Source organism: Nocardia sp. NPDC059228 (assembly GCF_042754245.1).
GTDB lineage: Bacteria > Actinomycetota > Actinomycetes > Mycobacteriales > Mycobacteriaceae > Nocardia.
Genome location: NZ_JBHZAL010000079.1, coordinates 1 through 6444, shown reverse-complemented (window position 1 = coordinate 6444; position 6444 = coordinate 1). Strand labels below are relative to the sequence as shown.

The following is a 6444-nucleotide window of genomic DNA, read 5'->3' as shown; positions in this document are numbered from 1 at the left end:
GGGGGTGGCCGGGGCTGCCCGTTCTCGGGCCCCCCCCCGCCACGGCAGACCCGCACAGTGGCTCCCCACCTCTACGCGGCGCTCAACCACAGGTTATGAGCACCTCCAGTGGCAGGGATGACCCCTTACGGATGAAAGAAACCCGCAGGATGTCACGAACCGATCATTTCCGGCTGCGGTCGGCTCCTCGCCGTCTGGCCACTTCAACGTGCGGATCGGTTCGGCCTCATGCTGCGGTGAGAATCGAATTCGGCGGTGATGCGGGCCGCGAGTTGCCTGGCCTCGGGGCTGTCGTGATTGGTGGGCAGCTCCACGGGTTGTCCGTTGATCGGGACGGTTACCGGCCGATGATTGGCCGGTGCTTTCCCTGCGCCGTCGCCGAGTGATACACCGGCTGAGGCAAGGATGCGGCCTGTTCCGGTGTCGGGGGTGACCGGCGGGAGGGCTATGACGTTCTGCGGCCAGGTCACGCCGGGGATGTCGAAGAACTGGTGGTAGCCGCCTATGTGCTGGTACCCGATCTGTTTGCCGTAGTCATCGCTGAAGTCCGGGTTGAACGTGCCTTGGAACACGCCGTTGGTGGCGTCGAAGTGTGCGTATTGGCCCGACACGGACGCCTTGGTCTTGAGCAGGTCGAACATCAGCGGGAAGGCGTCGGGGGCGCGCAGGTTGTTCTCGCAGTAGAAGCCCTTGACGCAATCGATGTCGGCCGGGTTCCACATGTACGGGACGATGTCGAGGTCGTTGGCGTAGCGCTGCACCCGATGCAGTCGTTGGGTGGTGTAGTCGACGAATTCCTGATTGCCGAAACTTGGTCCAGCGGTGGACAGCACGCTGATCGTGGCCTGTTCGGACGGGTTCCACAGCATCTGGGTGTCGCGCAGAAACAGGGCCAGTGTGGGCGACAGGGCGCCACCGAGGCTGTGACCGGTCACGGTCAGGTCGATAGCGGCGTCACCGAGCGTACTGAGGAACACGGGCAAGGTGCGGCCGGCACCAGGGCGGTCGCCGGAGGGGGTAATCCCAGTGAGGATGTTCACGCCGATGGCCGTGCCTTCTGTGTACCAAGCGGCGAGATTCGCGAACCACGGCTTCTGGTGAATCAGGAAGTCTTCGACGAGCCAGTCGAACACCAGAGCGTCGGTGCTGCCGGCCATGGCGATCACGTACCGGGAACGATCCTCGGTGCTTTGCGCCATATACAAAGCGTTGACCGCGTACATGTCGGTGGGGAACACCGCGACCCCCGGACCCCAGACGATCTCCCACCCTCCGATCGTCGCGCGGTTGAGGTCGAGGTACCGCTGGATCTGCTGCTGGAGCTGGCCCTCCAGGTTGCCGTCATTTTCGATGCTGTTGACCAGGTTCGCGTACTCGCACAGCTGGTATGTGACCTTGTCCTGCAGGGTGGGCCCGCTGAGTGCCGTGGGTTGTGCAGTCATGTACCGCTCCTTGCCGTATGAGTTTCATCCGAAACAGGGACAGGAGAAAGCGGATGGCGCGCGCTCCGCGCCCATAGCCGGGACGAGTCATCCCGACCCAATAGCTGCGCACACGATTCTAGACGATCCACCGGACATATAGATCAAACTCACCTGGGCGCAGAACCTCGGCGACGGGAGACGCGAACACCCCGAGCCACCTGTAGCCGGGTCCCCGATCGTCAATCACGGCGCCATGAAATGTTCGGCACACCAACAGGGTTCAGCCTGTTCGCTTGGTGCGGCTTTCGCTCCGGAAGCTCCTGAACCCTCAAATCCAAGCATGTCGCTTCAGCGTGCCGACGGTCCCAGAGGGTGTTCCGGGACCGTGGGAGTGTCGGATTATTATCGGCTCTGGCGCACTTCCGGTGGTGATCGAGGCTGGTTGACGGCATGATGCCTCGGTGGTCGAGGTGGATGATGTTGTTGGGCTTGCCTTTTCGGGATTGCTGCCGCTGGTGATGGAGGGTGTGGTGGTCGAGGGTGAGCGGGTGGTTGTGCAGGCCAGGACGGCGTCGCGGCCGGCGGTGTGTTTGCGGTGTGGTGCCGAGTCGATGCGGGTTCACAGTTATCACGATCGGACGGTCGCGGACCTGCCGCTGGACGGGCGGTGCTCGTGCGGGTGCGCGTCCGGCGGCTGATGTGCTCGACACCGCAGTGCTGCAAGACGTTTCGCGAGCAGGTTCCGGGCGTGCTCGAACGCTACCAGCGCCGCACCGCCCGGCTGACCGGCCAGGTGCGGGCTGTCGTGCGGGAGTTGGCCGGGCGAGCCGCGATCCGCGTGCTCGCAGCGTTGCCGGTGCGCATGTCCCGCGACACCGCAGTGCGGGTGCTGCTGCGCATCCCTGCGCCGCGGCGGCCGGTTCCCCGAGTGGTGAGCGTGGACGACTTCGCGTTTCGCCGCGGAAACCGTTATGGCACGGTGCTTATCGACGCCGCTACCCATCAAAGGGTCGATGTTTTGGCTGATCGTCGGTCCGAAACGCTCGAGGGATGGCTGCGCGAACAGCCGGGTGTCGAGATCGTGGTCCGTGACGGTTCGGCCGCCTACGCCGAAGCGATCCGGCGGGCTCTGCCCAGCGCGGTGCAAGCCAGCGATCGCTGGCACCTCTGGCACGGACTGGCCTGGGCAGTCGAAACCGCCGTCGCCGCGCACGCTCGATGCTGGGCCGCGGCAGGGCCGAAACGGCAGACATTGACCCGCGAGACAACGACTCTGGAACGCTGGCACGCGGTTCACAACCTGCTCGACAACGGTGTCGGATTGCTCGACTGCGCCCGGCGGCTCGGTCTGGGGCTCAATACCGTCAAGCGATACGCCCGTGCGGCCGAACCGAATCAGTTGCGCCGCCCGCCGCAATACCGTGCTTGTCTGGTCGATCCCTACCGCGACCACCTGCGCCAACGCCGCGAAGCCGAGCCCGGTGTCCCAGTGCTGCATCTGTTCCACGAGATCAAAGCCCTCGGCTACACCGGCGGCATCAATCTGCTGCACAAATACCTCAACCAGGGCCGCGCCGAAGGCGACCGGCTCATGCCCTCGCCACGGCGGCTCACCTCCTGGATTTTGAGCAGGCCTACCGACCTTCCCGCCGGGCGGCGCACCCACCTCGACGAACTCCTGGCCACCTGCCCGGAAATGACCGACCTAGCCAAGCTCGTCGCCGAATTCGGCGCGCTCATGACCGAACGCCGCGGCAGCGACCTCGACACATGGATCAAGCAGGTCCGTGAAGCAGGACTCGCAGAGCTCGAGCCTTTCCTGCGCGGCCTGGAAAAGGACCACGCCGCTGCTGTCGCCGGCCTCACTCTGTCCTACAGCAACGGGCCGATCGAGGGCGTCAACACCAAAACCAAGCTGATCAAGCGACAAATGTATGGCAGAGCCAGCTTTCGGCTACTTCGCCACCGCATCCTCCTGGCCTAGCCTCGATCACCACCGGAAGTGCGCCAGAGCCATTATCCCGACACTCCCGGGACCGTCGGTCAGGTGCTGAAATGCTCGATCGGCGTGCCGTGGTTTGTCAGCTGCTGTGTCACCGCCGGTCGTGGGAATGCGGTATCACCCAACGATCTGACTCCACCCGTCCTCGAGCTGACGGATCAAGTCGCTGAAAAATCCGTTCACCTGACCTGCCTGCTGGGGCGTGTTCGTCTTCAGCGATGTGAGGAAGCCGAATTCCTTGTCCAGCATCTTGATTAGAAGGTCAGTGACCGCCTCGAATACGTTGAAGATCATCTGCTGCCAGTCGGGGTGCTGGCTGTCGAGGCTCTTGAGTGCTGCCTTGGTCGAGGCCTGCCGCTGAGTGAACTGGGTTTGGGCGCTGTCCACCAGTTGACTGATCAGGTCCTCGAACTGTTCGCGTGAGATGTCACCGGCGAGGACGCGCCGAGCGTCCGTGTACGCGGCGGTGCAGGTGTGGTCGAGCTGCTGCTGCATGCCGGTCTCGGCGGGTTGAACTGCGTCTTTGACCTCCTGCGGGATATTCGCCGCTCTGACCTCGGGGATGTGAGTGGAGGCCTCCGCCGAAACTGTGCCGTCGCCGGCGCTGCGGCGCTGGGCGATGGTGTCGAGCAGGGTGGCGAAGTTCTGTGAATCGATCCTGGTCATTGCCCCTCCAACAAGATCGTGCACTGGGCCTTGCCTTCGACGACACCAACCCGGCCAGATCACCTGAGACTCCCGGGCCGTGTCGCGCTGAGCCGGTCGAACGGGTCAGCGCACATCGCAGACCCGCCCAGTGGCTCCCCAGTCTCTGCTTCGGGCGTCGATCTACCCGATCGGTTACACCTTCGATGCGTTCTGCCCGTGGCGACTAACCAACGGGCTGGAAGCGCCAGAAGATGGGAATTTCTCCAGAAGGTGACCGGACCTCGACGGCCAGAGTCTGCTCGTCGGGCATGAGGCACAGAGACAGCCGAGTGCCCGATACACCCACAAGCAGTGGCTCATCAGGCGGACCGCCAGGCTGGCCCTCGATCACCCACGTGAAGCTCTGACCATCACACACGGCACGGGCGCCTTCCTGGACTGCAGCGAGTGCGAGCTGGGCGCCGGTTTGTTTGTTGGTGATCTGGAAACCAGAGGTTCCCTTGGTCAACTGAACCGTCCAGTGCTGCCAATGCTGCCCGTCGGTCTCACCGGGCTCCACAGGGACCACACTGACCCCGTCCCCCCGGTCGAGCCCAATCGCCAGATTCATTGATTTGTTGACGATCTCGTATGTGCCCTCGGTCAACTCAGCCATGGTCTGGTCCTCACTGTCGTGAGCGCACCACCACCGAGCTTCGAACCCTTCGGTGACGCTGCGCTGATCTCGTAGTCGTCGTCCAAGGCGAATCTCCAAGATCAAGTAAACCAAGCTCGCCACCCCACCGGACCAGATTCCACACACCCGGCAAGATCACCATCCGCGACGGCGGCAGGAGCCGCAGAACGATTCCAAATCCGTTCGATCTTCGGCGATTACTGCCGGAACCCCATGTAGGGGTGCCGGTAAGAATCGTGTCACCTGGTACATGAAGCGTTGCTGCCCTCTTGATCCCGCACCTTGGAGTGCCAGACGGTGAGGAGTCGACCGCAGCCGGAGTGGGCGGAAACGATCGTTTTAGAGGCAGACCATCGGTGAATGTCGAAGACACCGGCCCCGGGCCCCGCCACATCATGACGGGCGTATCGTCCGGATATGGGTGACGGCATGCCCACAACCTGTGGCTGGTGCGGTGCCCGGCTGCCGAGCGACCGGGCTGGGGTCCGTCGCTACTGTCGACCCGCGCACCGCCAGGCCGCCTACCGGGCCCGCCGGCGTGAAACCCGGTCGGTTCGAGCGGCGGTCAACCCGCAGGTTGCGATGGCGTTCATCGCCGAAGACCTGACCGTGCAGGTCGAGGTGGTCAAGGAGCTGATCGCCGACCTCACCACGTACGGCCGCCTCGCTGCCGGTGGACTGCACAGCGTGGCGGTGGCGCCCTTCCCGGACCTGGTCGAGGACCTGATCAGCTGCGCGGTCATCGCGGACCGCCGCTCCGGAGCGACGTGGGCCCAGATCGGTGCGGCACTGGGTCTGACCGCCGACGCGGCCCGCGCCCGTCACGGCCATCGGCAACTCGCCGTGGAGTGGCCGATCCCGGCTACCGGCGGCAATGAGAGTTCTCGACGGTAACTCCGAACCCACAACGGCAGTCCGGGGTGCACCCCCAAACGGACAGGTTCCCGAACACTCCCTCCTGCGGGAACGGCCGTTCCGCCGGGCAGGGCTGCTCGCGTTCGGCTGCCGATCGATTTCCGAACACCGTGATGTAGCGATGGGCGCAAGGGGCTCGTCGGCGGTGTCGGGCCCTGTAGGTTAGGCGGCGTCGTCAGCTATCGCATGCCGCCTCAGGCACCTTTTGCCCAAGCCCAGGCCGTCAGCCGCCACTGTGTCCCCACCTTGCCGAGCGCGACGGTGAAGATGGAGCCGGTTTGCGTTACCTGTTTGCCCTGCAGATCGACCGTCATGGCGGCGGGAACAACGACATAGGCGTGGTCACCGGTGACGTCGACGTGCCGCGGCTCGCCGAGCGCAATGTGGTAGCCCGACGCTCCCGCGTGCTCGCCCTCCCTGCGTACGGCCCTCCACCAGTCATCGCTGGCTGTCGGCCCCTGCCACACGTGCGGCGACATGCCGTCGAGTATCTGCATCGGATCAGCGCACAGCGCAGTCATCGCCTTCGAGTCACCGTTGTTGAAGGCATCGACGTATCGGAGCACCACCGCCATGGGCTGGTCGAGAGCGATGTCCATGGTGAGGACGGTAACTGGTGTTCCTCGCGTAGGGGTGAATGGCGCCGTCGTGTTGTCGTTCGCCTTCGAGACCTGGCACCCGCTGATCGTTTTCCGAACGCGCCCGCCAGGTTCGATCTCGGGGTGTAGGCCCCGGGAATTGGCTCGACGACGGCGCCCGCATCGCCATCGAGACCGTGC

Annotated in this window: 5 protein-coding genes and 1 pseudogene; 2 read left to right on the top strand and 4 right to left on the bottom strand. The window is 64.5% G+C overall.

The features are described from left to right. Positions 1-203 precede the first annotated feature (203 nt). Positions 204-1442, bottom strand: a complete 1239-nt coding sequence (locus tag ACFXKA_RS42365) for a hypothetical protein (protein ID WP_379431810.1) — start codon at positions 1440-1442, stop codon at positions 204-206. 500 nt (positions 1443-1942) lie between these two features. Between ACFXKA_RS42365 and ACFXKA_RS42360 the strand changes: the two are divergent. Then, positions 1943-3408: pseudogene (locus tag ACFXKA_RS42360) on the top strand (ISL3 family transposase). 135 nt (positions 3409-3543) lie between these two features. Here ACFXKA_RS42360 and ACFXKA_RS42355 read toward each other — a convergent pair. Both ACFXKA_RS42355 and ACFXKA_RS42350 read right to left on the bottom strand, forming a co-directional pair. Continuing rightward, positions 3544-4092 carry a hypothetical protein gene (locus tag ACFXKA_RS42355; protein ID WP_379431809.1) on the bottom strand — a complete coding sequence of 183 codons (549 nt, stop codon included), beginning with the start codon at positions 4090-4092 and terminating at the stop codon, positions 3544-3546. A gap of 205 nt (positions 4093-4297) precedes the next feature. Continuing rightward, entirely contained in the window at positions 4298-4729 is a 432-nt protein-coding gene (locus tag ACFXKA_RS42350) for an RICIN domain-containing protein (protein WP_379431808.1), read from the bottom strand. A gap of 603 nt (positions 4730-5332) precedes the next feature. Here ACFXKA_RS42350 and ACFXKA_RS42345 point away from each other — a divergent pair. Continuing rightward, entirely contained in the window at positions 5333-5644 is a 312-nt protein-coding gene (locus ACFXKA_RS42345; protein WP_379431807.1) for a hypothetical protein, read from the top strand. Positions 5645-5859: 215 nt separating this feature from the next. On the opposite strand, the gene ACFXKA_RS42340 is transcribed toward ACFXKA_RS42345, so the two are convergent. After that, complete coding sequence (locus ACFXKA_RS42340; protein ID WP_379431806.1) at positions 5860-6264, bottom strand: nuclear transport factor 2 family protein; 405 nt, start codon at positions 6262-6264, stop codon at positions 5860-5862. Between the last annotated feature and the right edge of the window lie 180 nt (positions 6265-6444).

Excerpts from the sequence above, each read along its gene's own strand:
- ACFXKA_RS42350 (WP_379431808.1), bottom strand. The coding sequence starts at position 4,729 with ATGGCTGAGTTGACCGAGGGCACATACGAGATCGTCAACAAATCAATG.
- ACFXKA_RS42355 (WP_379431809.1), bottom strand. The coding sequence starts at position 4,092 with ATGACCAGGATCGATTCACAGAACTTCGCCACCCTGCTCGACACCATC.
- ACFXKA_RS42365 (WP_379431810.1), bottom strand. The coding sequence starts at position 1,442 with ATGACTGCACAACCCACGGCACTCAGCGGGCCCACCCTGCAGGACAAG.
- ACFXKA_RS42340 (WP_379431806.1), bottom strand. The coding sequence starts at position 6,264 with ATGGACATCGCTCTCGACCAGCCCATGGCGGTGGTGCTCCGATACGTC.
- ACFXKA_RS42345 (WP_379431807.1), top strand. The coding sequence starts at position 5,333 with ATGGCGTTCATCGCCGAAGACCTGACCGTGCAGGTCGAGGTGGTCAAG.